Origin of the sequence: Haloferax chudinovii (genome assembly GCF_042663345.1) — an archaeon.
Classification (GTDB): Archaea; Halobacteriota; Halobacteria; order Halobacteriales; family Haloferacaceae; genus Haloferax; species Haloferax chudinovii.
On the sequence record NZ_JBHTAB010000002.1, the window covers coordinates 577,356 to 600,796 of the forward strand.

At 68.1% G+C, this 23,441-nt stretch carries 25 protein-coding genes and 1 tRNA gene; 20 read left to right on the forward strand and 6 right to left on the reverse strand.

The features are described from left to right. Positions 1 to 141: 141 nt before the first annotated feature. The 3 genes from gap (at position 142) to ACFQI8_RS07235 (ending at position 3,063) form a co-directional block, all read left to right on the forward strand. Complete coding sequence (gene gap / locus ACFQI8_RS07225) at positions 142 to 1,194, forward strand: type I glyceraldehyde-3-phosphate dehydrogenase (protein WP_390243684.1); 1,053 nt, start codon at positions 142 to 144, stop codon at positions 1,192 to 1,194. Between the two features lie 75 nt (positions 1,195 to 1,269). Continuing rightward, complete coding sequence (locus ACFQI8_RS07230) at positions 1,270 to 2,475, forward strand: phosphoglycerate kinase (protein ID WP_390243685.1); 1,206 nt, start codon at positions 1,270 to 1,272, stop codon at positions 2,473 to 2,475. 99 nt (positions 2,476 to 2,574) lie between these two features. Further along, positions 2,575 to 3,063, forward strand: a complete 489-nt coding sequence (locus tag ACFQI8_RS07235; protein ID WP_390243686.1) for a metallophosphoesterase — start codon at positions 2,575 to 2,577, stop codon at positions 3,061 to 3,063. Between the two features lie 106 nt (positions 3,064 to 3,169). On the opposite strand, the gene ACFQI8_RS07240 is transcribed toward ACFQI8_RS07235, so the two are convergent. Next, positions 3,170 to 4,237, reverse strand: a complete 1,068-nt coding sequence (locus ACFQI8_RS07240) for a type II glyceraldehyde-3-phosphate dehydrogenase (RefSeq protein ID WP_390243687.1) — start codon at positions 4,235 to 4,237, stop codon at positions 3,170 to 3,172. 189 nt (positions 4,238 to 4,426) lie between these two features. Between ACFQI8_RS07240 and ACFQI8_RS07245 the strand changes: the two genes are divergently transcribed. The 6 genes from ACFQI8_RS07245 (at position 4,427) to ACFQI8_RS07270 (ending at position 9,785) form a co-directional block, all read left to right on the forward strand. Then, positions 4,427 to 5,386 (forward strand): aminopeptidase, encoded by a 960-nt coding sequence (locus ACFQI8_RS07245; RefSeq protein WP_390243688.1) that lies wholly within the window; start codon positions 4,427 to 4,429, stop codon positions 5,384 to 5,386. A gap of 120 nt (positions 5,387 to 5,506) precedes the next feature. Then, positions 5,507 to 6,163 carry an HVO_0476 family zinc finger protein gene (locus ACFQI8_RS07250; protein ID WP_390243689.1) on the forward strand — a complete coding sequence of 219 codons (657 nt, stop codon included), beginning with the start codon at positions 5,507 to 5,509 and terminating at the stop codon, positions 6,161 to 6,163. Between the two features lie 125 nt (positions 6,164 to 6,288). Further along, positions 6,289 to 7,227 (forward strand): class I SAM-dependent methyltransferase, encoded by a 939-nt coding sequence (locus ACFQI8_RS07255; RefSeq protein ID WP_390243690.1) that lies wholly within the window; start codon positions 6,289 to 6,291, stop codon positions 7,225 to 7,227. 21 nt (positions 7,228 to 7,248) lie between these two features. Next, positions 7,249 to 7,983: a protein-L-isoaspartate O-methyltransferase family protein gene (locus ACFQI8_RS07260; protein ID WP_390243691.1), complete on the forward strand. Its 735-nt coding sequence runs from the start codon at positions 7,249 to 7,251 to the stop codon at positions 7,981 to 7,983. 119 nt (positions 7,984 to 8,102) lie between these two features. After that, positions 8,103 to 8,378 (forward strand): YgaP family membrane protein, encoded by a 276-nt coding sequence (locus tag ACFQI8_RS07265; RefSeq protein ID WP_390243692.1) that lies wholly within the window; start codon positions 8,103 to 8,105, stop codon positions 8,376 to 8,378. Positions 8,379 to 8,501: 123 nt separating this feature from the next. Continuing rightward, on the forward strand, positions 8,502 to 9,785 hold the full coding sequence (locus ACFQI8_RS07270; protein WP_390243693.1) for a phage NrS-1 polymerase family protein: 1,284 nt from the start codon (positions 8,502 to 8,504) through the stop codon (positions 9,783 to 9,785). Between the two features lie 32 nt (positions 9,786 to 9,817). Here ACFQI8_RS07270 and ACFQI8_RS07275 read toward each other — a convergent pair whose 3' ends face one another. Both ACFQI8_RS07275 and ACFQI8_RS07280 read right to left on the reverse strand, forming a co-directional pair. Then, a complete protein-coding gene (locus ACFQI8_RS07275; RefSeq protein WP_390243694.1) occupies positions 9,818 to 10,921 on the reverse strand; it encodes a pyridoxal-phosphate dependent enzyme in 1,104 nt (367 codons plus the stop codon). Positions 10,922 to 11,012: 91 nt separating this feature from the next. Next, a complete protein-coding gene (locus ACFQI8_RS07280) occupies positions 11,013 to 11,969 on the reverse strand; it encodes a succinylglutamate desuccinylase/aspartoacylase family protein (RefSeq protein WP_390243695.1) in 957 nt (318 codons plus the stop codon). 70 nt (positions 11,970 to 12,039) lie between these two features. Here ACFQI8_RS07280 and ACFQI8_RS07285 point away from each other — a divergent pair, with 70 nt between their 5' ends. Beyond that, the gene (locus tag ACFQI8_RS07285) at positions 12,040 to 12,357 is read left to right on the forward strand and encodes a DUF7536 family protein (RefSeq protein ID WP_148416006.1); all 318 of its coding nucleotides are present in this window, start codon (positions 12,040 to 12,042) and stop codon (positions 12,355 to 12,357) included. A gap of 43 nt (positions 12,358 to 12,400) precedes the next feature. Here the strand turns inward: ACFQI8_RS07285 and ACFQI8_RS07290 are convergent, their stop codons facing one another. After that, the gene (locus ACFQI8_RS07290) at positions 12,401 to 13,609 is read right to left on the reverse strand and encodes a potassium channel family protein (protein ID WP_390243696.1); all 1,209 of its coding nucleotides are present in this window, start codon (positions 13,607 to 13,609) and stop codon (positions 12,401 to 12,403) included. A 298-nt stretch (positions 13,610 to 13,907) separates the two neighbouring features. Between ACFQI8_RS07290 and citZ the strand changes: the two genes are divergently transcribed. Continuing rightward, complete coding sequence (citZ, locus tag ACFQI8_RS07295) at positions 13,908 to 15,047, forward strand: citrate synthase (protein WP_390243697.1); 1,140 nt, start codon at positions 13,908 to 13,910, stop codon at positions 15,045 to 15,047. Between the two features lie 105 nt (positions 15,048 to 15,152). Here citZ and ACFQI8_RS07300 read toward each other — a convergent pair whose 3' ends face one another. Continuing rightward, positions 15,153 to 16,544 (reverse strand): MATE family efflux transporter, encoded by a 1,392-nt coding sequence (locus ACFQI8_RS07300; protein WP_390243698.1) that lies wholly within the window; start codon positions 16,542 to 16,544, stop codon positions 15,153 to 15,155. Between the two features lie 357 nt (positions 16,545 to 16,901). On the opposite strand from ACFQI8_RS07300, the gene ilvA reads away from it, so the two are divergent. After that, positions 16,902 to 18,113: a threonine ammonia-lyase gene (gene ilvA / locus ACFQI8_RS07305; protein WP_390243699.1), complete on the forward strand. Its 1,212-nt coding sequence runs from the start codon at positions 16,902 to 16,904 to the stop codon at positions 18,111 to 18,113. Positions 18,114 to 18,156: 43 nt separating this feature from the next. Here ilvA and ACFQI8_RS07310 read toward each other — a convergent pair whose 3' ends face one another. Further along, the gene (locus ACFQI8_RS07310; protein WP_390243700.1) at positions 18,157 to 18,363 is read right to left on the reverse strand and encodes a hypothetical protein; all 207 of its coding nucleotides are present in this window, start codon (positions 18,361 to 18,363) and stop codon (positions 18,157 to 18,159) included. Between the two features lie 328 nt (positions 18,364 to 18,691). Here ACFQI8_RS07310 and ACFQI8_RS07315 point away from each other — a divergent pair, with 328 nt between their 5' ends. From ACFQI8_RS07315 to ACFQI8_RS07350, 8 genes are all read left to right on the forward strand, one after another. Next, complete coding sequence (locus ACFQI8_RS07315) at positions 18,692 to 20,116, forward strand: cytochrome ubiquinol oxidase subunit I (protein ID WP_390243701.1); 1,425 nt, start codon at positions 18,692 to 18,694, stop codon at positions 20,114 to 20,116. After that, the gene (locus ACFQI8_RS07320) at positions 20,109 to 21,107 is read left to right on the forward strand and encodes a cytochrome d ubiquinol oxidase subunit II (RefSeq protein WP_390243702.1); all 999 of its coding nucleotides are present in this window, start codon (positions 20,109 to 20,111) and stop codon (positions 21,105 to 21,107) included. The genes ACFQI8_RS07315 and ACFQI8_RS07320 overlap by 8 nt, the downstream gene beginning before the upstream one ends. A gap of 37 nt (positions 21,108 to 21,144) precedes the next feature. Then, positions 21,145 to 21,351 (forward strand): hypothetical protein, encoded by a 207-nt coding sequence (locus ACFQI8_RS07325; protein WP_390243703.1) that lies wholly within the window; start codon positions 21,145 to 21,147, stop codon positions 21,349 to 21,351. An 84-nt stretch (positions 21,352 to 21,435) separates the two neighbouring features. Continuing rightward, complete coding sequence (locus ACFQI8_RS07330; RefSeq protein WP_390243704.1) at positions 21,436 to 21,822, forward strand: Rid family detoxifying hydrolase; 387 nt, start codon at positions 21,436 to 21,438, stop codon at positions 21,820 to 21,822. Between the two features lies 1 nt (position 21,823). Then, the gene (locus ACFQI8_RS07335) at positions 21,824 to 22,030 is read left to right on the forward strand and encodes a hypothetical protein (protein WP_390243705.1); all 207 of its coding nucleotides are present in this window, start codon (positions 21,824 to 21,826) and stop codon (positions 22,028 to 22,030) included. 29 nt (positions 22,031 to 22,059) lie between these two features. After that, positions 22,060 to 22,140 (forward strand) — tRNA-Ser (locus tag ACFQI8_RS07340). A 470-nt stretch (positions 22,141 to 22,610) separates the two neighbouring features. Then, a complete protein-coding gene (locus tag ACFQI8_RS07345; protein ID WP_390243706.1) occupies positions 22,611 to 22,793 on the forward strand; it encodes a hypothetical protein in 183 nt (60 codons plus the stop codon). A 63-nt stretch (positions 22,794 to 22,856) separates the two neighbouring features. Beyond that, on the forward strand, positions 22,857 to 23,249 hold the full coding sequence (locus ACFQI8_RS07350) for a DUF7383 domain-containing protein (protein WP_390243707.1): 393 nt from the start codon (positions 22,857 to 22,859) through the stop codon (positions 23,247 to 23,249). Positions 23,250 to 23,441 lie beyond the last annotated feature (192 nt).

Genomic DNA, 23,441 nt, shown 5'->3' on the forward strand with positions numbered 1-23,441 from the left:
AATCTCCGCCCGTGTCTGACTGGTTCTGTTCGTTTCTGTCGGTATTGTGATTGTGAATGAAAGGTAACGTTCGATTCAGCCGGATTTACCGAAACAGATATACCCCTGCGCCCGGGATATCTATACGGATACTACTCGAACATGAGTGAAAAATCCTACCTCAGCGCGGGCGAGAACGTGGACGAATCGGACGTGGTGCGGGTGGCACTCAACGGCTTCGGCCGCATCGGCCGGAACATCTTCCGTGCCGTCCTCGACAACCCGACGGTCGAGCTGGTCGCCATCAACGACGTCATGGACTTCGACGACATGGCGTACCTCGCGAAGTACGACTCCGTCATGGGCCGACTCGACGGCGTCGAGCGCGACGGCGACTCGCTTTCCATCGGCGGCACCTCGGTGAGCCTCTACAACGTCCAGTCCCCCGCGGAGCTTCCGTGGGGCGAACTCGACGTCGACGTGGCGCTCGAATGTACGGGCATCTTCCGCACGAAGGAAGACGCCTCCGCACACCTCGAAGCGGGCGCGGACAAGGTCGTCATCTCCGCGCCGCCGAAGGGCGACGAGCCGGTCAAGCAGATCGTCTACGGCGTCAACCACGACGAGTACGACGGCGAGGACGTCGTCTCGAACGCCTCCTGTACGACCAACTCCGTCACGCCGGTCGCGAAGGTGCTCGACGAGGAGTTCGGCATCGAGAACGGTCTCCTGACGACCGTCCACGCCTACACGGGCAGTCAGAACCTCATCGACAGCCCCCACGCGAAACAGCGCCGCGGGCGCGCCGCCGCCGAGAACATCGTCCCGACGACGACCGGCGCGGCGCAGGCGGCAACCGAGATTCTGCCCCAGCTCGACGGCAAGCTCGACGGCATGGCGATTCGCGTCCCCGTGCCGAACGGCTCGCTCACCGAGCTCGTCGTCCGCCTCGAAGACAAGCCCTCCGTCGAGGAGATCAACGACGCCTTCCGCGCCGCGGCCGACTCCGGCCCGCTCGCGGGCGTCCTCGGCTACACGGACGACGAGGTCACCTCCCGTGACATCCTCGGCCTGCCGTTCTCCAGCACCGTCGACCTCAACACGACCAACCAGGTCAACGACGGCGGCCTCTACAAGATTCTGACGTGGTACGACAACGAGTTCGGCTTCTCCAACCGGATGCTCGACGTCGCCCACTTCGTCACTCACCAGTAGACGCCGCCGCGAATCGCCCGCGATTTCAGCGCGAGCTACCCACCACTAAATACTCCCTCCACGTTCTTCCACCCGATGTTCAAGACTCTCGACGACCTCGACCCCGAGCAGTGCGTACTCGTCCGACTCGACCTCAATTCGCCGGTCGAAGACGGCGAGGTCCAAGACAACCGACGGTTCGACCGCCACGCGGAGACCGTCCGCGAACTCGCCGAGGTCGGCCACCGCGTCGTCCTCATGGCTCATCAGGGCCGCCCCGGCGGCGACGACTTCGTCTCGCTCGAACAGCACGCGGACATCCTCGCGGGGCACATCGACCGCGACGTGGGGTTCGTCGCCGACACCTACGGCGACGACGCCACCGCCGCCATCGACGCGCTCGAAGCCGGCGAGGTGCTCCTCCTCGAAAACACGCGGATGTGCGACGAGGAACTCCCCGAGGAGGACCCCGAGGTCAAGGCGGACACCGAGTTCGTCCGGACGCTCGCCGAGCACGTCGACGCCTACGTCAACGACGCCTACTCGGCGGCCCACCGCTCGCACGCCTCCTTGGTCGGCTTCCCGCTCGTGTTACCCGCCTACGCGGGTCGCGTGATGCAGACCGAGTACGAGGCCAACTCCGCTATCGCCACCCGCGAGTTCGACGGGCAGGTGACGATGGTCGTCGGCGGGACGAAAGCCACCGACGTCATCGACGTGATGAACAACCTCGGTGACAAGGTCGACCAGTTCCTCCTCGGCGGCATCGCCGGCGAACTGTTCCTCCGCGCGGCCGGCAACGACGTGGGCTTCGACCTCGACGGCATGGACTTCTTCGACGACCAGTGGGAGGCGAACCGCGAGACCATCGAGTCGCTTCTCGACGAGCGCGGCGACCAGATTACGCTCGCCGTCGACCTCGCCTACGAGGACGAGACCGACGACCGCGGCGAAATCGCGGTCGCCAACATCACCGAGAAGGACCGCGCGTACCTCGACGTGGGCTCGATGACGGTCGACGAGTACGACCCCATCATCCGCGACTCCGAGGCCGTCTTCGTGAAGGGCGCGCTCGGCCTGTTCGAAGACGAGCGCTTCGCGGTCGGCACGACCGGCGTCCTCCGCGCCATCGCCGAGACCGACTGCTTTTCGGTCGTCGGCGGGGGCGACACCTCCCGCGCCATCGAGATGTACGGCATGGACGAAGGCGACTTCGGCCACGTCTCCATCGCCGGCGGCGCGTACATCCGCGCGCTGACCGGCGCGCCGCTCGCCGGCGTCGAGGCGCTGAAGCAGGACTGAGTTCCCAGCGCTCCCGTTTTTCTTCTCGGCGACCCCGTCTGGCCGGCGGCACGGACGTGTCACCCAACGTTGATAGCCGACGCCGCCGAACCGACGCGCATGAAACTCGGCGTCGTCTCCGACACGCACGACAACCTCGACCACGTCGAAGCCGCGGTCTCGCACTTCGAATCGGAGGGCGTTGACGCGGTCGTCCACTGCGGCGACATCGTCGCGCCCTTCTCGGCCGCGCCGTTCGAAGCGGCGTTCGACTTCCACGCCGTCCGCGGCAACAACGACGGCGAGTGGGCGCTCCGCGAGGCGGTGGACTCGTTCGGCACCTACCACGGCGACTTCGCGCACCTGACGCTCGACGGCCAAGAGATAGCGGTCTACCACGGTACCGAGGCCGGACTGGTCGACGCGCTCGTCGACTCGGGGACGTACGACTTCGTCCTGCGCGGCCACACCCACGAGCGGGTGGTCGAACACCGCGGGAAGACGACGCACATCAACCCCGGCGGCCTGCCGATTCCCGGCGCGGACGACGAGTTCCACGTCGCGGTCGTCGACCTCGACACCGGGAACGTCGCGTCGCGGTCGCTCTGAGGGAGCGAATCGAGTGGGTGAAAAAGCCGCGACCGCACTGCACTGTACCGGGCCGCCCCGCAGTCCGCCGAACCGAACCGTCCCGAACTGAACAGGCGATTCGCCGTTAGTCGTCGGCGAACTCCGCGCGCGCCTGCTCAGCGAATCCAGACGGGCTACCGGAGATGCCGATGCCGAGCGTCTGGTCCGTGAGTTCCATGCTGTCCTGTTGGTCTTCGGTGTCGAACATCGCGCGGATGGCGTCGACGTTCTCGGGAATCACGTCGGACTGCTGGTGGATGGCCTGGAACAGGTAGAGGTCCCGGCCGTTGACGCCGATGGACTCGCCCCACACGCAGTTCTCCCACATGTCGCCGCGCGGGCGGCCCGCGTCGAGCGCGAAGTCCATGAGCTTGCCCGCCCCGTCGATGCCCATCCCCTCGGGGATGACGTAGACGCGGTTCTCGCCTTCGAGCAGTTGGCGGACGTGCGCGCCGGTCACGTCGTCTTCGAGCGTGACGTTGAGCGCGTGGACGTGCATCAGCGTCGCCGGGACCTTCAGCCCGAGCGTGTCGATTTCGAGGTCCGGGAAGATGGTCTTCACGTCGGGCCCGTGGTGAGACGGAATCTCGATTGGGTTCGGCAGGATGTCGTTTATCGGCCCGCGGGAGTTCTGGCCGGGGTCGCCGCCGCGGCGGACGAGCGTCGCCCGGACCTTCTCGACGCCGTACTCGGCTTCGAGCGGCGCGATGATGCGCGAGAGGCCGGTCGTGTTACAGGAGACGACGCGGACGTAGTCGGCGTCGCGGGCGGCGTCGAAGTTGGCCCGCGCGTTGAAGCTCACGTCGGCCACGTCGGCGTCCTCGCCGCCCTGGAAGATGGCGGGCGTGTGGTGCGTCTCGTACAGTTCGCGGTTCTCCGCGCCGATGCCGGAGGGCGTACAGTCGACGATGATGTCCGCCTCGGCGACCAGTTCGTCTACCTCGCCGGCGAGCTCGACGCCCGCCTCGGAGAACAGCGGCGAGCGTTCGGGAATCGCGGCGTACATCGGGTAGCCGCGTTCGCCGGCGGTGTGCGCTTCGAAGTTGGGCTGGGTCTTGGCCACGCCGATGAGTTCCATGTCGGGTTGCGCGTTGACCGCGTCGGCGACGCGCTTTCCGATTGTGCCGTAGCCGTTGACACCCACTCGTATCATGGGAGAGAAACGACCGGGGCCGACTATAGTTATTTCGATGGTTAATACTTAGAAATTAACTCTCGGGCGAGTGAGTCCCTCGATTACCTCCGAGGCGAGTGAACCGCCCGATTCGGGGCGACGGGGCGGAAACCGAGCGGAGAGAGCCGGATGGGAACGCCTAACAGCGCCGGCGGCGCAGGTTCTCCCATGCCGGAATCCGACGCAGACCTCCGCGCCGCCAGCGAGACGGCGGTCCGCCAGTGTCTCGACCTCCAGCCCGACGAGTCGCTCGCCGTCGTCACCGACGACAAGCGCGAGCGCATCGGCGAGGCGCTCTACGAGGTCGCCAGCGAGGTGACCGACGACGCGACTATCGCCCGCTACCCGCCGGGGAACCAACACGGCGAGGAGCCGCCCGCGCCGGTCGCCGCCGCGATGCGGGCCTGCGACGCCTTCCTCGCGCCGACGACGAAGAGCCTGAGTCACACCCGCGCCCGCGGCGACGCCTGCGACGCCGGCGCTCGCGGCGCGACCCTCCCGGGAATCACCGAGGAGGTGTTCGTCACCGGCCTCGACGCCGACTACGACGCCATCTACGACCACAGCGCGGCGATGCTCGACGCCGTCGGCGACGCCGACGAACTGCGCGTCACGACGGAGAAAGGCACGGACATCACGTTCGTCCGCGGCGACCGCGAGTGGCTCGCTGACACCGGCGCAATCGCGGACGCCGGCTCGTTTTCGAACCTCCCCGCGGGCGAAGTCTTCCTCAGCCCCGCGTCCGCGACGGGCACCTACGTCGTCGACGGGACGATGATGCCCCACGGCCGCCTCGACGAGGGACAGGAGCTCCGCTTCGAGGTCGAAGACGGCTACGTCACCGAGATTTCCGACGACGACATCCGCGAGCAGGTCGAGGCCGCGGCGGAGGAAGTCGGCGACGACGCCTACAACCTCGCCGAAATCGGCATCGGCACTAACGTCGGCGTCACCGACCTCGTCGGCTCCGTCCTGCTCGACGAGAAGGCCGCCGGCACGGTCCACATCGCCATCGGCGACGACGCCGGCATCGGCGGCGACACCGACGCGCCGCTCCACCTCGACGGTATCATCCGCGAGCCGACGGTGTACGCCGACGGCGAGGCAGTCGACCTGCCGCGGCCCTGAACGGCCTCACGCCCCGACCGCGGCCGGTCGGTCCGCTCGCCGAGCGACCGTCCTGCCACCGACTCCCACGCCGAGGCGGAGAAAGGCGGCTTTTTACGGCCTGATGGGCTAGCGACCCGTATGAGCCAACCCGACGCCGGCGAGCGCGTCCCCCTCTCCTGTCCGACGTGTTCGCCCGACGAACCCACTGTCCACGAGGTGCTGAAGCCCGGCGGTCACTCGACCGTCCGGTGTACCGAATGCGGCCACGTCCACAAGGAGACAGTCGAGGTTCCCGACGAAACCGAGATGAACGTCGTCGTCTCACAGGACGGCGAGTCCGTCTCGACCGAAGTGCCCGTGCCGGTCGGCACGACCATCGAGGTCGGCGACGAGTTCATCGTCGATACGCCGGAGGCGATTCAGCTCGTGCGCATCACGGGCATCGAGGTCGGCCCCGAACAGCGCGCCGACGAGGCCGAAGTCGCTGACGCGAAGACCGTCTGGACCCGCGTCGTCGACAACGTCGCGGTCAACGTCACCATCCACCCGAAGGACGGCAAGCGCGAGGACACCCGAAGCGTCACCGTCAACGTCCCCGGCGACTACGAGTTCGTCGTCGGCGAGACGGAGGCGTTCGGCGACGAGGAGGTCGAAATCGAAGGCCTCGTCGTCCGCTCGGACGCCCCCGAGTACCGCCACGGCAAGCTCGACCACCCCGGCGACATGGTGTACGCGAAGGACGCGAAACGCGTCTACGCCCGCGACCAGACCTCGACCGCGTGGTCGGCCTGGTAAGGGCGAATCGGCCGCCGAACCACTCCGCCCCCCTCCGACGCCGAACCACTCCGCCTCTCTCCGACGCCGGACGACACCGCCCGCCCAACGCACGACCTTTTTGTTCCCGACCCGTCGGTGCGACCATGCCTACCCGCGACCGGTCGCAGTCGTCGGTCGAATCGCTCGCGCTCCTGTGGGCCGCCCGCGAGAGCGGCGTCATCGACGCGCTCACGACGAGCGCCGGCACCGCCGAGGCCGTGGCCGAGACCGCCGACATCGACCCCCGAGCCGCCCGCATCACCGTCGAGGCGCTGGCCGCGATGGGCTTCATCAAGCGCGTCGGCGACGAGTACGAGATAACAAACCGCGCGCTCGGCTTCCTCGCCAAGCGCGACGTGCGCTCCATCGGCCGCCTCCCCCACGCGCTGGACCGCTTTTCGCTCTACGCCGACCTCCCCGAGACGATGGCGTCCGGCGAGTCGCCCGCGTTCCCGACCGACTGGCTCCGGAACCGACTCGGCGCGCAGGACGCCACGGGGGAGACGGTCGTCCGGGCCTGCGTGACCGCCGCGGTCCGCGAGGCCCCCGACGCGACGCGCGTCCTCGACCTCGGCGGCGCGTCGGGCGTCTTCGCCCGCGAGTTTCGCGCCCGCGGCCGCGGCGTGACGCTCGTCGACGACGCGGAGACCGTCGAAGTCGTCCGACCGCTCCTCTCCCGCGCCGGGGTGGACCTCGTCGCGGGCGACCGCTCTGACCCGCCGGTGTCGGGGTTCGAGCTGGTCTTCGCCGGCGACGCCTTCGCCGGGCGCGACCCGGACGAATCGCGGGCGCTCGTCGCGGGCGCACACGACGCCCTCGAACCGGGCGGGTCGGCGGTGTTCGTCGACAGCCTGCACGGCCGGTGTTCGACCGACGCGACGGCCGGGCGAGCGGTGGACGCGCTCGCCACCGGGCGCGGCGACCTCTACGACGAGTCCACGATTCGCTCGTGGGTCGAATCGGCCGGATTCGACGGCTGTGCGGTCCGAGACGTGCCGGGGACCGACCAGCAGGCGGTCGTCGGCGAGCGTGCGGTTGATTAGGACCGACCTCCGAGTTCGACTATGGACAACTCGGTGCTGCGCGACGACATGGTCGACGGCCTGGAGCACTCCTTGGAGTCGCTCCCGGAGGCCGTCGCCATCGCCATGCGCAGCGTCCCGCGACACGAGTTCGTCACCGACTCGCCGTACCAGAACCGCCCGACGGAGCATTACGACACGAACACGACCATCCTCGCGCCGACGACGGTCGCGCGCCTGCTCTCCGCGCTCGACCCGAAACCGGACGACGAGGTGCTCGTCGTCGGCGCGGGCGTCGGCTACACCGCCGCGGTCATCGCCGAAATCGTCGGCGACGCCCGCGTCCACGCGGTCGACATCACGCGCTCTCTGGTGTACGAGGCGCGCGAGAACCTCCAGCGCGCCGGCTACGGCGGCGTCCTCGTGGACTGCCGCGACGGCGCGGAGGGGCTGGCCGACTACGCGCCCTTCGACCGCATCCTCGTCGAGGCCTCGGCGGTCCGCCCGCCCGCCCGACTCCTCGCGCAACTCACAGACGGCGGCCGACTCGTCATGCCGAAAGGCGTCGGCGAGCAGACGCTCGTCGCCGTCGAGGACGGCGAGGTGGCCGAGTCGTTCGGTCCGCTGTCGTTCAAGCCGCTCCTCGTTGACGGCGAACAGACCGGGAGCATCGTCAGAAACCGGACCCGACGCGAGGACCCCGAGTACGAGGGCCGAGGCTGGCACGCCGGCCACGGCTGGGAACAAGACTGGATAGACTGGGGCGGCCGCGGGTAGACCAGCGGGGCCGAGCCCTCGACGTGTCGGCCGCCGCGACAGTCACGGTTCTCCGGGGACGAGAACCGACTGCATACGATTTAGCCGCAGAGCGCGTACCTAGTACCGGTGAATCAACCATGGAGAAGAACGTCGGCGGCTACGACCGTATCGCGCGCGCCGTCCTCGGACCGGTGCTCATCGTCGTCGGGGCGGCGAGCCTCGCGGGCTTCCTGACCATCGCGGCGGGGACGCTCGGACTCGTCATCGCGCTCGCGGCGCTCCTCGTCGGAGCGGTCCTCGCGACCACGGCGGTCACCCAGAAGTGTCCGCTCAACGACCTGCTGGGCTTCAACACCTACGAGGGCGCGAAGGCGACTGAGACCGAATCCGCGGGCAAGCCCCGCGCGCAGTGAGCTTTTCTTCGACACTCGGACCCGGCCGCGACCGACGAGCGCGGTGATACTGTCTGCCCTATTATCAAATATAATACTTTGCGGGAAACAGCTTTTGCACCGCTCCAGAGACCAGCGGTAGCGATGACGCCACCACTCCCGACGCGGGAACAGCTCCCGGACGACCTGCTCGAACGGGCTAACTGGGTCGGGTGGCGAACACGGACGTACGACGGCGAGGAGCGGCCGGTCCCGTGCAATGTGACCGGCGGCCCCGCGTCGGTGACAGACGCGTCGGCACGGGCGACGTTCGAAGAAGCGCTCGCGCGCGTCCGAGACGGCCCCGCCGACGGCGTGGGCTACGTCTTCACCGACGACGACCCGTTCGTCGGTATCACGCTCGATAGGTGTCGCGACGGCGAGACCGGCGCGACCGAGGAATGGGCGCGGGCGCTCGTCGACCGGCTCGACTCCTACGCGGAGGTGCGCCCCGCAGAGACGGGCTACCGCGTTATCGTCCGCGGGACGCTTCCGCCGGGACGCACCCGAGCCGAGGCCCTCGAACTCTCGGACGGCGCGCGGTTCTGCCCCGTGACCGGCGACCGTGTCGACGGCGCGCCCGCGGCGATTACAGAACGGAGCGACGTGCTCGCGGCGGTTCACGGGGCATACGTCGAAGTCGACCCCGACTCCGAACCGCCGACGCCGACGCCGGCCGGCCCGGTCGCACCTGATGCGGACCGAGCCCCCGCTGACGCCCTCCTCGACGAGATGAGCGGTCCGGGCAACGACCTCGACGACGACGAAATCGTCCACCGCGCCGAGACCGCCGTGAATCGCGTGACGTTCACTCACCTCTGGCGGGGTGACACGAGCGACTACGACGACCGCGACGCGGCGGACGCGGCGCTGTGTTCCATTCTCGCGTTCTGGACGGCCGGCGACGCGCGACAGATGTGTCGCCTGTTTCGGGACTCCGGGCTCTTTCGGCCGGCGTGGGACGAGGTCGCGTACGCCGACGGGTCGACCTACGGGGCCAAGACGGTCCTGCGAGCGATTCGGGAGACGAGCGAGTACTACGTCCCGTCCGGTCGGTCGAGCGCGGTCCGGCGGTCGTCAACGCCCTCGGACGGCGGCCGGCGGCGTGGCGGACGCGACGACGCGGCGACCGACTCGGGGGGACGGCCGCCGACCCCGACCGACGCGTCGCCGATTGACGAGCGCGGGGCGTTCGACCGGGTCGACGAACTCCGTGCGTGGCTCGACGACGTCGTCGACGAAAACGAGCGGCTCCGCGGCGAACTCGACGCGGAGCGGGAGCGACGGCGCGACCTCGAAGCGCGGGTGAGCGAGGTCGGAGACAGAGACAGAGACAGAGACGAAAGCGCGGGACGCGGCTGGTCGTTGTTCGGCTGGCTCCGGCGATGACCGTCGCCGTCCCGGCCGTGTACTGAGCGAGGTTACGATTTGAGTCCGCTCCCGGTGAGCGGCACGACCACGTCGGCGTCGCGGTCGAGGACGCCCGAGAGCCGCAGTTCGCGGAGCGCCGCGGGCGCGACGGCGCAGGTCGGCTCCGTGTAGAAGCCGTGGCGGTGGAGCCGGTCGAGTTCGTCTTCGACCGCGTCGGCCGACAGGGCGATGGCGTCGCCGCCGGTGTCGTCGAGCGCCGCGTGAATCTCTGCCTCGCGGACGGGGTCGAGAATCTGGATGCCGTCGGCCACGTCGTTGGTCTCGTCGGCCGTGTGGTGGCGGGCGTCGGCGATGGGCGAGTAGCCGGCGGCCTGCGCGCCGTACAGTTCGGGCATCCGGTCGGTCCACCCCGCCTCGTAGAGCGCGCGGAAACCGCGGTACGCGCCGAGGAAGAGCGTCCCGTGGCCCAGCGGCGTGACGACCGCGTCGGGGACCGACCAGTCGCGCTGGGCGGCGATTTCGTAGGCGACGGTGGCCGTCCCCGCGAAGAACGCGGGGTTCCACGCGTGGCTCGCGTACCACGCGTTGTCGGCCTCGACGGCCTCGACGCAGGCGTCGGTCACGGCCTGCCGGGAACCTTCGATTCGGACCGGCTTCGCCCCGGCACGCTCGATAGCGCGGACCTTCGAGGGCTTGACCGATGCGGGGACGTAGATTTCGGCGTCGATGCCGGCGCGGGCGGCGTAGGTGGCGACGGCGGCCCCCGCGTTGCCCGAGGAGTCCTCGACGACGCGCTCGACGCCGAGTTCGGACGCGACGGAGAGCATCGTCGTCGCGCCGCGGTCCTTGAACGAACCGGAGGGAAAGACGTACTCCAGTTTGAACGAGGCCTCCCACTCCGCGGCGTCGACGAGGGGCGTCATCCCCTCGCCGAGGCTGGCGTGCGGCTCCGTCGGGAGGAAGTCGTCGAACGCCCAGAGACCGTCGCGGTAGTCGAGGTCGGCGTCGGTCGGGTCGGCCGCCGACGGCGTCGGGTCGGTGGCGAAGTCGAGCGGCTCGCCGCAGGCACAGCGCCAGCGCCACGCGTCGTAGGTCTCGCCGCAGGCGTCGCACGCGAGTCGGAGCCGGGTCGGGAGTTCGGGTGATGTCGTCATGAACGTGAGTGGGTGGAGTCGGGGTGTCGGTAGCGTGGAGTCGGAGTGTCGGTAGCGTGGAGTCGGAGTGTCGGTAGCGCGGAGTCGGGGGTCAGTACGTGTCGAGGTCGATGCCGACGGAACAGACGTACTCGCCGGAGGCGACCTGCGGGAGGCGGCGCGCCCGCCAGAAGATGCCGTCGTGGTCGGCGGTGACGCGGGCTTTGAGCGTGCCGAACACGTCGGTCACCTCGAACACCACGTCGCCGGCGGAGACGCGCTCGCCGAGGTCGCGCTTGAACCGGACGAGGCCGCCGACCGGTGAGCCGTACTGGTCGAAGCCGCGGGCGCGGGTCTGGGCTTCGAGTTCCACGTCGCCGTCGAGGAAGTCGTAGCCGCGGAGGACGTTGTAGACGCCGCGGACGCCCTTCTCGATGCTCTCTTCGTCCCAGCCGACACAGCCGCCGAGTTCGGGGTCGATAGTCGGGATGCCCGCGTCGGGGGCGGCGCGGGCGAGCTGGCCGTCGGGGCCTTTCTGGTCGAGGACGTAGCCGCACCCGAACGTCTTGGCGAGCCGGAGACATTTGGCGTGCATCCGGTGGTGGCGGCCACAGCGGACGCGGACCTCGTCTATCATCCGGCTCGTCGAGCCCTGATGGAGGTCGACGATGAGGTCGGCGTCGCGGGCGGCGGCGAACGTCTCGGCCGCGATGCGCTCCGAGGAGGTGCCGCGCTCGTCGCCGGGGTACGCCCGGTTCATCTTCGTGTCGTCTATCGGGTTGCGGTGCTGTGCGACCTGAAAGGCGTGGTAGTTGACGATGCCGACGACGAGAATCGCCCCGGAGAGCTCCGCGGGGTCGAGTTGCGGGACGACCCGCTGGATGACGCCGACGCCGTTGAGTTCGTCTCCGTCCGAGGCCGCCTGCATGTAGAGCGTCTCGCCCGACGACGCGCCGTTGATGACGGCGACGGGCAGGCCGACGCTCCCGCCGTCGCGGGACTCGCCGACTTCGAGGCGGCCCACGTCCATCTCCCCGGGGGCCGCGCTCGCCGTTCCCAAGGTAATCATACCGCCAACCTCGGACCCGTCTCCCTTTAGGGGTTCGGTCCACTGAGGCCCCGAGGAAAGCGTTGCCGCTATGGTCTCGCGGCCGCAACCGGCGACCGTGACAGACGACGTTCCCGAACGGCCGCCGACGGGGGGACTGGTGCAGGCGCTGGACGTGCCGCGAAACGCCGCTATCGGGGCGGCCGTCGGTCTCGCCTTGGCCGTCGTCGCCTATCTCTTTCGGGTCCTCGAACTGTTCGGCCCGTTCGCCGGCACGCGCGAGTACCCGATACTCGGCCCCGAGGGCTGGTTTCTCCTCCTCGCGTTCGTCCTCGCGTCCGCGACGGCACTGCTCGTCGCGACGGTGCTGACGCTCGTCTCTGCGTATCGGCTGAGTAAAACGCTCTGAGTCGTCGAATCCGGCGGTTCGGTCTCGGTCGGGTCGGGCCGGCCTACTCGTCGAACTCGCGCTCGTCGCCGACGAGTTCGCCCAGTCGCTCCGCGCCGGCGCGGGTCCCCTTGGCGATGATGTGGTCGCCGCCGTGGAGTCGCGTTTCCGACCCCGGCGAGACGACCCACTCGCGGCCGCCCGCCCGGCGGACCGCGATGACGCGCATCCCCGTCTCGGTCTTGACGCGCCGGTCGCCGAGGGTCGCCTCCGCGAGGTCGCTTTTGGGGGCGACCTGCAGGCGGATGATGACCTCGTCCGACTCCTTGACCGCGGCGGCGACGACGGGGTGGGCGTCGATGCCGCGGAGGACGCCCTCGGCGATTTCGAGCGCGGCGTCGGAAATCATCTCGGTCGCGCCCGCCAGTTGGACGAGCCCGCGGAGCGACACGGGGTCTTCGACCCGGCTCGCCGCGCGGAGCGTCCACGCCTCGAACCGGGATTTGAGCGCGTCGACCTCGGCTTCGAGCTCCTCGACCTCCTCGGCGACGCCCTCGCTGTCGAACAGCACCGCGCCGTAGGCGAGGTCGACCGCGAGCTCGCTCATGTCCTTCATCAGGACGATGGAGTCGACGGCGCGTTCGAGGTCCTCGATGGTCGGCTCCGGCACGTCCGGCGGGTCGTACCGGAGCCCGGTGGCGGCCTCGTGGACGGTCTGGAGACCGTCGTCGCGGCCGCGGAGGAGGAGCACGTCGCCGGCGCGGAGCGTCGTCTCGTGGTCGGGGTTCGTCACCCACTCGCCGGCGCGGTGGATGGCGACGACGCGGACGCCCGTCTCGGTCTCCATGTTGATGTCGCCGAGCGCGCGGCCCGCGTACGGCGACTCGTCGGTGAGCTCGCACCGAATCGTCGTCTCGACGGCCTCGGGGAGCGCCGCGCGGATGGCGTCCGGGAGACCGATATCCTCGATGACGACCTTGGCGATGTCGCCCGCGGCGTCGGAAATCTTCTCGGCCGCGCCGACGACGCCGAGGACGGGCGCGAGTTCCTCGGCGTCCTCGGGACTGCGGGCGGCCATCATCAGGCTCATGCGCGCCTGCAGTTGGAGGATGTCCATTCGTTCTTCGAGGTCGAGGACCTCGGCCGCGAGGTCGTCGTTTCCGTGGAGGACGGCGGAGTACGAGAGGTCGATGAGTAACTCCGCGGTGTCTTTCATCTCGGCGAGGACGGCCTTGACGCTGACGGGCTCGTACTCGATGTCCTCCGGATTCATGCGCCCGCCTTCACGACGGGACGGCAAAAGGCTTGCCAGGAATAGTGGTGCCACCGTGGTTCGGTGGAACTACGCCACCGACGTATATGACTGCGAGGGTCGCCCGAGCGGCGCGCGCGGCGCGACTCGGGACAACCGTATAAATGGACCGAAAATAACGACAATCGTCGAACGCTATGTTAGACAGCAACAACCGCCGAAATCGACAGACGAAACTGCCGTCGTATGTGTATGGCGGTCGATAACATATGAGTGAAAACGATAACGCTTTTTTGATATGGTAGGCAACGTTCCGGGTATGTCAGGCGAACTGAAGCGGGGGCTGGAAGGTGTGCTGGTCACCGAATCGAAGCTCAGTTTCATCGACGGCGACGCGGGACAACTCGTTTACTGCGGGTACGATATCGAAGACCTCGCGCGGGACGCAAGCTACGAGGAAGTGCTCTATCTCCTGTGGCACGGGGAGCTTCCGACGCGCGAGGAACTCGACGCGTTCTCCGACGAGCTCGCGGCCCACCGCGGCCTCGACGACGGCGTCCTCGACGTGGCGCGCGAACTCGCCGAGCAGGACGAGTCGCCGATGGCGGCGCTCCGAACGCTCGTTTCGGCGATGTCGGCGTACGACGAAAACGCCGACTTCGAGGACGTGACCGACCGCGAGGTCAACCTCGAAAAGGCAAAGCGCATCACGGCGAAGATGCCGTCGGTGCTGGCGGCCTACGCCCGCTTCCGTCGCGGTGACGACTACGTCGAACCCGACGAGAGCCTGAATCACGCGGCGAACTTCCTCTACATGCTCAACGGCGAGGAGCCGAACGAGGTGCTCGCCGAGACGTTCGACATGGCGCTCGTGCTCCACGCCGACCACGGCCTGAACGCCTCGACGTTCTCCGCGATGGTCACGTCCTCGACGCTTTCCGACCTCTACAGCGCGGTCACGTCGGCCATCGGCACGCTCTCGGGGTCGCTCCACGGCGGCGCGAACGCGAACGTCATGCGAATGCTGAAGAACGTCGACGACAGCGACATGGACCCCACCGAGTGGGTCGAAGACGCCCTCGACCGCGGCGAGCGGGTGGCCGGATTCGGCCACCGCGTCTACAACGTCAAGGACCCCCGCGCGAAGATTCTCGGCGCGAAGTCCGAGGCGCTCGGCGAGGCCGCCGGCGACATGAAGTGGTACGAGATGTCGGTCGCCATCGAGGAGTACATCGGTGAGGAGAAGGGTCTCGCGCCGAACGTGGACTTCTACTCCGCGTCGACGTACTACCAGATGGGCATCCCCATCGACCTCTACACCCCCATCTTCGCCGTCTCGCGCGCCGGCGGCTGGATCGCGCACGTCCTCGAACAGTACGAGGACAACCGCCTCATCCGCCCCCGCGCCCGCTACACCGGCGAGAAGGGTCTGGAGCTCCCGTCGGTCGACGAGCGATAGGCGACGCGTCGCACGCGACTTTTTTTCGTCCGATACCCCCGGAGCGATGCGTCGTCCCCCGCGACCGCTCTCGTGTTCGCCCGTTGTGCCGCACGCGCGCCGCGTTCAGTCGTCTTCGCCAGCGTCCTCGACGCCGACGCTCCCGCGTTCGACCATGAGCGAGTCGGCGTGGCCCGCCCAGTCGGCGTAGTAGAACGCGGCGAGCGCGAACAGCCCCATCCACGTGAACGACAGGACGATGCCGATTCGCGCGCCGAGCGGGCCGTAGTCGAACACCTCGACGAGCAGGTACGACAGACCGACGAAGAAGCCGAACACCCCGGTCAGCCGGGCGACGAAGGGGATTCGCGTCGCGCCCGCGCCCTGTAGCGACCCGGAGAGGCCGACGAAGAGCGCCAATCCCGGCGCGGCGAGGCCGTAGGCGACCGCGAACTTCACGGCCCACTCGACGTCCGCGCCCCCGCCGGAGCCGACGAGGCCGACGATGGGTTCGGTAAACACCGCGAGCAGGAGGCCGATACCGCCGACCGAGACGACAGACAGGAGCGCTACCGCCTCGCCCTGATACCGCGCGGTCTCGCTGTCGCCCGCCCCGAGGGCCTGTCCGACGAGGACGCTGGCGGCGACGTTGTAGCCGCGCGCCAGCGGGCTGGCGACCTGCTGATAGACCCGGCGGCCGATCTGGAAACCGGCGTTGACGGCGTCGCCGAAGCCGAGGAGGAGCGCGTTGAACGGGAACTCCGCGAGTTCGGCGGCGATGCCCTCGCCGACCCGCGGGGTGGCGATGCGCACGAGTTGGCCGGCGACCGTTCGGTCGCGGGGGCGGACCAGCGAGGTCGGCGACGCGGGGCGGGCGAGCGCGCCGAGGAGCAGTCCCGCCGAGAGGACGTTGGCGGTGGAGGTCGCGAGCCCCACGCCCAGCACGCCCAGCGCCGGCAGGCCGGCAAGCCCGAAGCCGAGGCCGACCGACAGCCCGATGTTGACGACGTTGGCGAAGACGTTGACCAGCATCGGCGTCCGGGTGTCCCCGACACCCTGTAGGGACCGCGAGCCGACGAGCGAGACCAACCGCGCGGGCGAGGTAGCGAAGACGACCGCGAGATACGTCGTTCCCAGTTCCACGGCCCGGTCGCTCGCGGGAAACGCGCCGATGGCCGTCTCGCCCAGCGTGAAGCCGAAAATCAGGAACGGGACGCCCGCGAGGAACGCGAGGAGGAGCGCCGTCGAGATGGCCTCGCTCCGGTTGGCGTCCGCGCCGCTTCCCGTGTCCTGACTGGAGAGCGCGATTGCGCCGCCGCCGAGACCGAGGCCGATGCGGAGCGGAAACCGGGCGTAGAGGTCGGCGAGGCCGATAGCGACGACGGCGGCCGGGGAGAGCGCCGCGGTGACGGCCACGTCGACGGTCCGCATCGCCGTCTGGGCGGTCTGCTCGGCCATCACCGGCCACGCGAGCGAGAAGATGCGCTTCCAGACCCGCCGGAGGCGACCGAAGTTCATGCCGAGGCCACGGACCTCGCGCAGTTGATGCTACCGGAAGCGGCGGTCCCGTCGGTCGCTTTCGATGCGACGCGCGACTGCCGAGCGTCAGACGCGAGCGCTTGGTCGCCGCAGTCGTTCGGTTTCACTTTCACTCCGGGTGGGGGACGTTTATGTGTACGGGGATCAGAAAGACAGTTGCACGTCACACGCGTGCATTCCCCCTTTCCCCTTTCACCGACCGGCGAGCCACGGCGACGGCGCGCGTTTCCGGGGCCGAAGCCGAGTTCTCAACCGACGACCATGAGGGTTGACATCACGCCCCTGATGCGGACTGATTCCCGAACGATTAAACACGGACACGGGTGATTTCCGACCATGCTCACGCTTGCCGACGTACGCGCCGCCCGCGAACGCGTCGAAGCGGTCGCCCGGCGGACGCCGCTGGAGTACTCCCACACCTTCTCGGAGATGACGGGTGCCGAGGTGCACCTGAAGCTCGAAAACACCCAGCGCACGGGGTCGTTCAAGATTCGCGGCGCGACGAACCGCATCACGACGCTCTCCGACGAGGAGAAGGACGCCGGCGTCGTGACCGCGAGCGCCGGCAACCACGCGCAGGGCGTCGCGCTCGCGGCGTCGCGGGCGGGCGTAAACTCGAAAATCGTCATGCCGGAGTACGCACCGATTTCGAAGGTGAAAGCGACCGAGCGCTACGGCGGCGACGTGGTACTCTACGGCAACGACTACGACGAGGCGCAGGCGAAGGCCCACGAAATCGAGGAATCGGAGGGGCGGACGTACGTCCACGCCTTCGACGACGAGTACGTCATGGCCGGACAGGGAACTATCGGCCTCGAAATCGCGGCGGACTGCCCCGACCTCGACACCGTGGTCGTCCCCATCGGTGGCGGCGGCCTCATCTCCGGCATCTCGACGGCCATCAAAGAGCAGTTCCCCGACGCCCGCGTCATCGGCGTGCAGGCCGAGCAGGCCTCCAGCGCCGCCGATTCGCTGAACAAGGGGTCGATTCAGACCATCGACGAGGTGGACACCATCGCCGACGGTATCGCCGTCCGCAGAATCGGCGACAAACCCTTCGAGGTCATCCGCGAGCGCGTCGACGAGGTCGTCACCGTCTCCGACGAGGAGATTGCGGTGGCGCTCACCTACCTGCTCGAACGCTCGAAGACGCTCGTCGAGGGTGCGGGGGCCGTCGCGCTCGCGGCGCTCCTCTTCGAGAAGTTCGACTACGAGGAGGGCGAGGTCGTCGTCCCCGCACTGTGCGGCGGCAACATCGACATGAACACGCTGACGACCGTGGTGATGCGCGGCCTCGTCGAGACGGGTCGGTACCTCAAGATTCGGACCGAACTGAAAGACCGCCCCGGTTCGCTCGAACAGCTCATCGGGATAATCGCCGCGGAGAAGGCGAACATCTACGCCGTCAGGCACGACCGCACCTCCCGGAAAATCGCGCTGAACGCGACCGAGGTCGAAATCGACCTCGAAATGCGCGGTCCCGACCACGTCGATTCGCTCCTCGGGGAGCTCCGCGGCGCGGGCTACGACGTGGAAGTCCTCGACTGACCGCGTCGCCAGCGCGGTCGGGTTCAGGGTTCGAGACCGGTGCTCAGACGAGTCCAGTGACCCCGATGAACACGAGGAGCGCGCCGATACCCCGGTAGAGCCAGACCGGCGCGACGGACTCCTCGGAGCCGTCCGGGGATGAGCGGCGGAGGAACTCGAATCCGAACGCGTGGACTCGCGCGGGGAAAGCGAGGTACGCGACGCCGAGAACCGCAATTCCGACGTGGACAGCCTGCCACAGGAGGTTCATGTGCCAAATCCGAACTTTTCCGGCATATGCCCGTCGGTCGAAGCGGTCGGGTCGGCGCGTCGGCGGCCGGGGGTCGCCCGAGACGGGCGCGTCGCGGGAGTGTGAGACGCGGTTCTGCCCCGGACGAACGCCGACGAACGCTCGCTTTTTACCCGGACGATTATGTCGAATTCGGTCGATAGACACCGTCTACGATGATTTTCACTTTGTGGGAAGCATGCTGGGATTGACCCTCCCCAAATACGAAGGCGTTTAAGAGGGAAGTCACCACACCACCGTCTCCCGTCCCCCGGTTCGCCTCGTCGTCAGCGACCACGCACCCCACACCATGCTCGACCCAGTCATCGCCAGCCGGTTGCAGTTCGCGCTCACGACCATCGTCCACATCATCTTCCCCGTGATGAGCATGGGCCTCGCGCCCTTCCTCATCTACTTCACGTGGAAGGACATCCGCACCGACGACCCGGTGTACGAACAGCTCAGGCGGTTCTGGACGAAGATTTTCGCCGTCTCGTTCGTCGTCGGCACCGTGACCGGCATCGTCCTCGAATTCGAGTTCGGGACGAACTTCGCGGCGTTCTCGACGGCGGCCGGCGAGCTGTTCGGCGGCCCGCTGGCGACCGAGGGGATGATGGCGTTCATGCTCGAAGCGACGTTCCTCGGGGTGTTCGTCTTCGGCCGCGAGAAGGTCTCCGACGCGCTCTACATGGTTTCAGCCGTCGCCGTGGGCCTCGGCACGTGGCTCTCGGCGGTATGGATTCTCGTCGCCAACTCGTGGATGCAGACGCCGCGGGGGTACGAACTCGCGCGCGAGAGCGGCCAGCTCGTCGTCTCGCTCGTCGACCCAATCGCGGCGTACGCCAACCCGCGGTTCCCGTGGATGTTCGTCCACATGCAGAACGCCGCGGTGCTGTCGGTCGCGCTGTTCATGGCCGGCGTCGCGGCGTACCACGTCTGGCAACGCGGCATCAGCGCCGACGACGACCGCGAGGGTGCGCGCTTCTGGCGGAAGACGCTCAAGGTCGCGCTCGTCGTCCTGCTCGTGACCGCGCCGTTTCAGGCGATTCACGGCGACGCCTACGGCCGCCACGTCTACGAGACCCAGCCGCAGAAGTTCGCCGCCATGGAGGCCGTCTGGGAGACCGACAGCTACGTCCCCGAATACATCTTCGCCGTCCCGACGAGCCTCGACGGCATCACCGACCCGCGGGCGAAAGAGCTGTTCGGCATCGGCATCCCCGGAGGGGCGTCGTGGCTCGCCAGCGGCGGCGACCCGCAGGCCGAAATCACCGGCCTGAACGAGTTCGGTACGGAGGCGCCGCCGGTCGCCGTCGTCTTCTGGTCGTTCCGGCTCATGGTCGCCGCGGGGTTCTGGTTCATCCTGTTGGCCTTCTGGGCGGCCTACCGCTGGTGGACCGACGAACTGTACGACGACGACCTGTTGCACAAGGCGTTCGTCGGCTCGTCGCTCCTCGGCATCTTCGCCGTCGAGGTCGGCTGGATAGTCACCGAGGTGGGCCGACAGCCGTGGGTCATTCAGGGCGTCCTCAGGACGAGCGAGGGGGTCTCGCCGGGACTCACCGGCTTCGAGGCGACGCTCACGCTCGTCGGCTTCGCCGTCGTGTACACCGGCCTGCTCGCGCTCTACACCTACGTGATTCGCCGCATCATCCGCGAGGGACCGCCGAGCGTCGACGACACGGCGGCGGGGTCGGAGGCCGCCTCGCCCGCGGGGGTGACCGGCGATGACTGAGTACGGCGCGTTCGCCACCGACCCGCTTTTCGGCCTCCCACTGCAAGAGTTGTGGTTCGGGCTCGTCTTCTTCATCCTCGGGATGTTCCTGTTCCTCGACGGCTTCGACTTCGGCGTCGGAGCGCTGTTTGCGACCCGCGAGGACGACGAGGAACGCGAGACGCTTCTGGCCGCAATCGGTCCCTTCTGGGACGGCAACGAAGTGTGGCTCGTCGTCTTCGGCGGCGCGCTGTTCGCCGCGTTCCCGGCGGTGTACGCGAACCTCTTCAGCCGCCACTACCTGCTCATGTTCGCCATCCTCGGGGCGCTTATCCTCCGCGGGCTCGCCCCCGAGATGTACGAACAGCGCCACGACGAGGCGTGGCAGACGTGGTGGGGGCGGGCGTTCGTCGTCGGGAGCGTGAGCGCGCCCTTTTTCCTCGGCGTGTTCGCCGCCCACTGGCTTCTCGGCGTCGAGTCGCTCCTGTCGCTCCCCGGCGTCGTCGTCGGCCTCGCCGTCGTCGCGCTCACCGTCGTCGCCGGCGTCGGCTTCCTCGCCATGAAGACCCGCGGGAGCCTCCAGCGCGACGTGGCCGACTACGGCCCGCGAGCGATGGCGGCCTACCTCGCGCTCGTCGTCGTCACGCTCGGCTACCTCGTCGCCGTCCGCCCCGACCTCGGCGTCCTCGCGCCGGTGCCGCTGGCGCTCGTCGCCGTCACCCTCGCCGCCGCCGCGGGCTACCTGCTCGCGCTCCGCGAGGGGCGCTACGCGCTCGCGTTCGGGACCGTGCCGGTCCTCGTGTTCGCGTTCGTCGCGCTCGTGGCGACGCTCATGTTCCCCTTGGCCGACCCCGCGACCGGGCTGACCGTCGCGGACGCCATCGTGTCGGTGCTCCCGCTGAACATCATGAGCGTCGCGTCGGCGCTTCTCTTGCCGCTCGTGTTCACCTACTTCGGCATCCTCTACTCGACGTTCAGCGGCCCCATCGAGACCGGCGAATCGTACTCCTGACCGACCGCACCCGACACTCACACCAACCCATCTAACCATGACGACGCTTCCCACCCCCAAACCCACCGCCGAATCGCTCACGAAACCGCTGACTCTCCTCGGCCTCGGACTGGTCGTCGTCAGCGTCGCCGTCGCGGGGGTCGCACTCCGGGACGGCGACGTGGTCACCGCGCTCGGGATGGGGCTGTTGTTCGCCTCGGGCGTCCTCACGACCGGCATCAGCCTCTCCGGGAAATCGGTGTAACCCGGCGGACTGCGGCGGGGACGCCCCGCCGCGGACCCGGTCGTTCCACCCTGTTTTATCACGTCGTGGCGAAATCCACCGCGTATGAAGCGCGTCATCGAGACCGACGAAGCGCCGGCCGCGGTCGGTGCGTACAGTCAGGCGACGACGAACGGCTCGCTACTCTACACGGCGGGACAGATTCCGCTGACGCCGGAGGGCGACCTCCTCGACGACGAGGACATCGCGACGCAGACGACGCAGTCGCTCGACAACGTGATGGCCATCCTCGCGGAGGCCGGCGCGGACGCGACCGACGTGCTGAAGACGACGGTGTTCCTCGCCGACATCGACGACTTCGACGAGATGAACGAGACGTACGCGACCTACTTCGACGAGGAACCGCCGGCCCGCTCGGCGGTCGAGGTCGGCAACCTGCCGAAGGGCGTCGGCGTCGAAATCGAGGCCGTCGCCGTCGTCGACGAGGAGTAACGTGGCCCGCCGCGTCCGGTCCGCGATGGTGTGGGGCACAGCGAGCCTCCTGCTCGTGGGCGTCCTCGCGCAGGGCGCGGTTCTCCTTGGACTCGGCATCGACGCGTCGTTCGGGGGGGTCGCCGCTGTGGCGGTCGCGTCCGGCGTCGCGGTCGCGTCCGTGACATACGCCATCGAGCCGCGACTCGAACGGAAAGGAAGGGCTTAAATTATCCAGGCGGGAACGTTGCGTTGTAAGCCAGGATGGCCGAGCGGTAAGGCGCACGCCTGGAAAGCGTGTTCCCTCTGGGATCGGGGGTTCAAATCCCTCTCCTGGCGCTTCTCTGAAAACTACCACTCCGAGCGATGCGTCTCGGCGCATGGCGGATAGCAGTTTTCGTGAAGCGTTTTTGAGAGGGAATTGAACTAGGGAGCGAAGCGAACGGAGTGAGCGGAGCGACTAAGGTTCAAATCCCTCTTCCGGCGCTTCTCTGACGATTTCTCGTCCACGCATCCACTTCCCAGACACCAGCGCCGACCCACGTCGAAAACACGTCTCCGAGCCTCGCTTTTTCGCGCCCGAAGCACATAGGCTCTCTCTCAATCGCCGGCCGACGAGAACCGTCGCCGGCGTCTATCGCCCCGCCCGCCAAAGACCAGTTACGTCGAAACTGGCAGGGCACCCCCAGTTCGACGCGACCCGAGGCACTCCCACCACACACCCAACCGAGGGCACAACCAGAGACCCGACCGCACCAACTGTTCGGACAAAACATTCATGGCCATGCGAAACGATACCACGACTGACAATGCCTGACACCAAGACCGGCCGCGAGAAAAAGGGCCTCAACAAACGGACCCAACTCACCGAGCGGCTGTACGAACGCGAGTTATCGGTGTTAGACGAGGACGACGGCGAACCCCCGCTCGACGCCGCGAACGACGACGCCGACGGCGAGTTCCTCGCGGACGAACTCCCCGAGGACGACTGACGGCGCGGCCGACTCAGCCTCCGACCACGCGAATTTTTATCCGGGCCACCAGAACGTGTGAGCGTGCACCACCGCGCGAACTACGCGACCGTGTTCATCGGGTCGCATCTCCACCCCGAAGGCGAGACGCTTGACCTCGACTGGGCGGACGACGCCGGAAACGAGACGGCGACGTTCGAGTTCGACGTCCCGACCGACGACCCCAGAGAGCCGTATCTCGGCATCCAGGCGTTCGACGTGGGCGAGTACGGCCACGAGATTCGAATCAACGACGACCCGCTTTCGGGGTTCGACATCCCGCCGGGCGACGGCTGGCAGTACTGGGTCGACACCGTGACCGGGGCGCACCTCGTCGAAGGGGCGAACACCATCCAAGTCGTCCGCGACGACGAGGGCGACGACGCGTTCGCCGTCGGGACGGTGACCGTCCACTGGAAAGAGCCGGTCGAGGAGTAGCGTATAAAGCGGTTCGGGCGGGAGCAAATAGTGGTGTGAAATAACGTACCATGATTCGCCCCCGAACACCTTGAAGGGGGCCTCAGTCGCGCGTTTATCGGGAGTACGAGCCGAACGCTCGGGTTCCGGCCTCCGATTCGTCGGCGAAGCTTTTTTATAGAATCACAAACAATCAAGGCTTGTCTATGAGCC

What these genes read in the sequence shown, in the direction of transcription:
- ACFQI8_RS07285 (WP_148416006.1), top strand. Translation starts at nt 12,040, where the DNA reads ATGGTCTCGCGGCCGCAACCGGCGACCGTGACAGACGACGTTCCCGAA.
- ACFQI8_RS07230 (WP_390243685.1), top strand. Translation starts at nt 1,270, where the DNA reads ATGTTCAAGACTCTCGACGACCTCGACCCCGAGCAGTGCGTACTCGTC.
- ACFQI8_RS07330 (WP_390243704.1), top strand. Translation starts at nt 21,436, where the DNA reads ATGAAGCGCGTCATCGAGACCGACGAAGCGCCGGCCGCGGTCGGTGCG.
- ilvA (WP_390243699.1), top strand. Translation starts at nt 16,902, where the DNA reads ATGCTCACGCTTGCCGACGTACGCGCCGCCCGCGAACGCGTCGAAGCG.
- ACFQI8_RS07280 (WP_390243695.1), bottom strand. Translation starts at nt 11,969, where the DNA reads ATGATTACCTTGGGAACGGCGAGCGCGGCCCCCGGGGAGATGGACGTG.
- ACFQI8_RS07275 (WP_390243694.1), bottom strand. Translation starts at nt 10,921, where the DNA reads ATGACGACATCACCCGAACTCCCGACCCGGCTCCGACTCGCGTGCGAC.
- ACFQI8_RS07320 (WP_390243702.1), top strand. Translation starts at nt 20,109, where the DNA reads ATGACTGAGTACGGCGCGTTCGCCACCGACCCGCTTTTCGGCCTCCCA.
- ACFQI8_RS07250 (WP_390243689.1), top strand. Translation starts at nt 5,507, where the DNA reads ATGAGCCAACCCGACGCCGGCGAGCGCGTCCCCCTCTCCTGTCCGACG.
- ACFQI8_RS07315 (WP_390243701.1), top strand. Translation starts at nt 18,692, where the DNA reads ATGCTCGACCCAGTCATCGCCAGCCGGTTGCAGTTCGCGCTCACGACC.
- ACFQI8_RS07255 (WP_390243690.1), top strand. Translation starts at nt 6,289, where the DNA reads ATGCCTACCCGCGACCGGTCGCAGTCGTCGGTCGAATCGCTCGCGCTC.
- ACFQI8_RS07325 (WP_390243703.1), top strand. Translation starts at nt 21,145, where the DNA reads ATGACGACGCTTCCCACCCCCAAACCCACCGCCGAATCGCTCACGAAA.
- ACFQI8_RS07270 (WP_390243693.1), top strand. Translation starts at nt 8,502, where the DNA reads ATGACGCCACCACTCCCGACGCGGGAACAGCTCCCGGACGACCTGCTC.
- ACFQI8_RS07345 (WP_390243706.1), top strand. Translation starts at nt 22,611, where the DNA reads ATGCCTGACACCAAGACCGGCCGCGAGAAAAAGGGCCTCAACAAACGG.
- ACFQI8_RS07260 (WP_390243691.1), top strand. Translation starts at nt 7,249, where the DNA reads ATGGACAACTCGGTGCTGCGCGACGACATGGTCGACGGCCTGGAGCAC.
- citZ (WP_390243697.1), top strand. Translation starts at nt 13,908, where the DNA reads ATGTCAGGCGAACTGAAGCGGGGGCTGGAAGGTGTGCTGGTCACCGAA.
- ACFQI8_RS07240 (WP_390243687.1), bottom strand. Translation starts at nt 4,237, where the DNA reads ATGATACGAGTGGGTGTCAACGGCTACGGCACAATCGGAAAGCGCGTC.
- gap (WP_390243684.1), top strand. Translation starts at nt 142, where the DNA reads ATGAGTGAAAAATCCTACCTCAGCGCGGGCGAGAACGTGGACGAATCG.
- ACFQI8_RS07265 (WP_390243692.1), top strand. Translation starts at nt 8,103, where the DNA reads ATGGAGAAGAACGTCGGCGGCTACGACCGTATCGCGCGCGCCGTCCTC.
- ACFQI8_RS07310 (WP_390243700.1), bottom strand. Translation starts at nt 18,363, where the DNA reads ATGAACCTCCTGTGGCAGGCTGTCCACGTCGGAATTGCGGTTCTCGGC.
- ACFQI8_RS07290 (WP_390243696.1), bottom strand. Translation starts at nt 13,609, where the DNA reads ATGAATCCGGAGGACATCGAGTACGAGCCCGTCAGCGTCAAGGCCGTC.
- ACFQI8_RS07245 (WP_390243688.1), top strand. Translation starts at nt 4,427, where the DNA reads ATGCCGGAATCCGACGCAGACCTCCGCGCCGCCAGCGAGACGGCGGTC.
- ACFQI8_RS07300 (WP_390243698.1), bottom strand. Translation starts at nt 16,544, where the DNA reads ATGAACTTCGGTCGCCTCCGGCGGGTCTGGAAGCGCATCTTCTCGCTC.
- ACFQI8_RS07235 (WP_390243686.1), top strand. Translation starts at nt 2,575, where the DNA reads ATGAAACTCGGCGTCGTCTCCGACACGCACGACAACCTCGACCACGTC.